At 60.2% G+C, this 2444-nt stretch carries 2 protein-coding genes and 1 pseudogene; all 3 read right to left on the bottom strand.

Annotated features, from left to right (window positions below):
* Positions 1-635: glycosyltransferase (locus tag FHS00_RS17530; protein WP_183475386.1), on the bottom strand; the 635-nt coding region annotated here is incomplete at its 3' end.
* 214 nt (positions 636-849) lie between these two features.
* Positions 850-1017: pseudogene (locus FHS00_RS17830) on the bottom strand (IS256 family transposase); the annotation flags it as partial.
* A gap of 419 nt (positions 1018-1436) precedes the next feature.
* A partial coding sequence (locus FHS00_RS17525) for a M10 family metallopeptidase C-terminal domain-containing protein (RefSeq protein WP_183475385.1) occupies positions 1437-2444 on the bottom strand: 1008 nt, incomplete at its 5' end.

The following is a 2444-nucleotide window of genomic DNA, read 5'->3' as shown; positions in this document are numbered from 1 at the left end:
TAGCCTAGTGTCTCCTCAAGGAACTCCGGAAAGGGCCGGGTATCAGCGTCGCAGATCACCACCAGATCGCCGGAGCTGTTCTCGAGCGCGTTGCGTAGGTTCCCAGCCTTGAACCCTGCATTGCCCTCTCGGCTCTGGTAGATCGCGCCTTCCTCGCGCGCCATCTGCGCCATTGCCTCGCGCTTGCCGTCGTCAAGCACGTGAACGCGCACATCGATCGGATGCGGATAGCGCAGCGCCTTGGCGTCGCGCACCCCGAGACGGACCAATTCCGGATCCTCGCTGTAAGTCGCGAAGAAGACGTCGACCACCAACGGGCGCACTGGCGCATCGGGATCATCGCTGATTTCGTCGAAGCTAGCCGGCGGCGTGCCGGGTTGCGGGCTCCGCGCGCTCCACAGGTTGAGCACGAACAGGATCAGTCCGATATAGGCGGCGGTCTCGGCCAACAGCAGCGGCACCGAGAACCACAACGCGTCGAAATTCACCGAACTGGTCCAGCGCCAATAGAGATACCAAGCCCCGAAGCACAGGCTGGCCGTCGCGAGAAAATGCCAGACCGCTTCGTGAAGCGGCCCGTGCCGGGCTGGCTGCCAAGGTTCCTGTCGCTCGAACCGGGTCAATGGGTTATTCAATCCAGCATCCGATCAAGTAGTTGGGTGGGGACATCATGGTAGGTCACGGCTAACCATTTCAAATTTCGACGTCCACATAGCCTGCTTTGGCCCCGACGACCGAACAATGTTATCGCCAGTGTGAAGAACCGACCTGCCTGGCGCCCGTCCCTAGCCTGGGGGAACTTCGGAATGTCCGATGTGACCTGACCAGCACGCGCGTCCCCGCCACACCCCGGTAGCCGTTCCGGTCAACCTCGCACAGCGGCGAACGCGCGCCTTTGGCAGCGCCAGTCCTCGCCTCGGCCTCTGCTTTCATGGTCCGCTCAGCTGCGAAGCCGATCATCCCCCGAAGAAGGTCTGCGGCACCGCACTTCTCAACGAGTTCTCTCAGGTCCATCATGGGCTTGGTTTGGTCTTCGCGGTCATCCCTCGATTCAGGTAGGCTTTCGTAATCCCACCCATCCGAGAAACATGATGGCCGTCTCAGCTACATCACATTGACAGACGCGATCAGAGAATTCCGTAGGACATGATCCAGTCAGCCTCGACGACCCTCATAGACCTGCCGCAATTTGACGTTACGTCATAGCAAAGACCGGAGGGTGTCCAAATGCAAACGATAGTGCCAGACGTGGTGAGCTTTGGCGGCTGGATCTTGCTCTCTACCCCGCTTCTTTGGCTGGCGCTGATCCGTATATGGGATCAGGTCATCGGGGAACGTGATATCGGGGCAAACTTGATCATCACCGGCTTGGCGACCCTCTGGGCCGCTGCACTCAGCCTTTGGTCCTGAGCTGCAGCTGAATAGCCCTCCGTTACTCACAGGACGAAGTCGCCGGCAGTGAGGGCACTGACGTTCGCAAGGCGGATCTCGAAGTCGGGTGTCCTGTCGCCGTTGACATCCCCCCGCAGCAAGAGGTCAGAGCCTGATTTTGCGTGCCAGACCGAATGCGCTTGTGCGCTGGTGTGGCTGAAGAGAAAGGCTTGGTCGCCCGCAGCCATAGTCCTCGTGTTCGCATCGATTCCACTAAGGTCGATGAGATCGATGCCCGAGACAAGATCATGGATTTCATCGCACTGCTTGCCTTGCCCGCTATCGGATGTTGAGGAGAAGACGAAGACGTCGCGCAGTCCGTCGCCCGCGCCGCCGTAGATCATATCCCGGCCCCCGCCCCCATTCAGGATGTCGGATCCGGCGCCCCCGAATAGGGTGTCCTTGCCCTCGCCCCCGTAGAGCCAGTCATTGCCTCGGTTCCCCAGGAGCACATCATTGCCCTCATGACCGTGGATCATGTCGTGCCCATTCTGTCCGATTAGATCGTCGGAGCGCTTTGTACCGTTGAGCGTCAGGTTCGAGGGCAAGGGCTCGAAGCCGCCCAGATCTCCGGGCCTCACCTCCATTGCCGAGAGGGTGCCGCGGATGGGCTGGCCGGAATATTTCCATTCCCCCGCCCAGACCTCCAGTGAAGGATCCACGCACCAGAGGTTGGCGAAGCCTTTCATCTCCCCGGCCGTCCACGTGCCGTACAGCATATCGCTGCTGTCGAAGCGACCGATCACCGTGCCATCGACAACGAAGATGGCCTCTGATCCGGTGACCACCATCTCGTAGGTGTGAGAAACCTCGGTTGCATCGAAGCCAAGGTCCACGATCACCGGTGCCCACCCATTGCTCTGCTCAAGCGTGACAACCTCGCCGGAGGCGGCCTGCATATAGATGTTGAGGCGGACATGGTGGATGTCGATGTCCCCGTCACCGTCGAAGTCGCCTCCGTCCCGGCCCAGAAACTCGAAATCAAACTCGATCCAGGGATCGTTGAAGTGATC

The organism is Limimaricola variabilis, from assembly GCF_014195545.1.
Lineage (GTDB): Bacteria > Pseudomonadota > Alphaproteobacteria > Rhodobacterales > Rhodobacteraceae > Limimaricola > Limimaricola variabilis.
The sequence above is the reverse complement of the archived record's forward strand: the minus strand, read 5'-3'. Positions and strand labels throughout refer to the sequence as shown.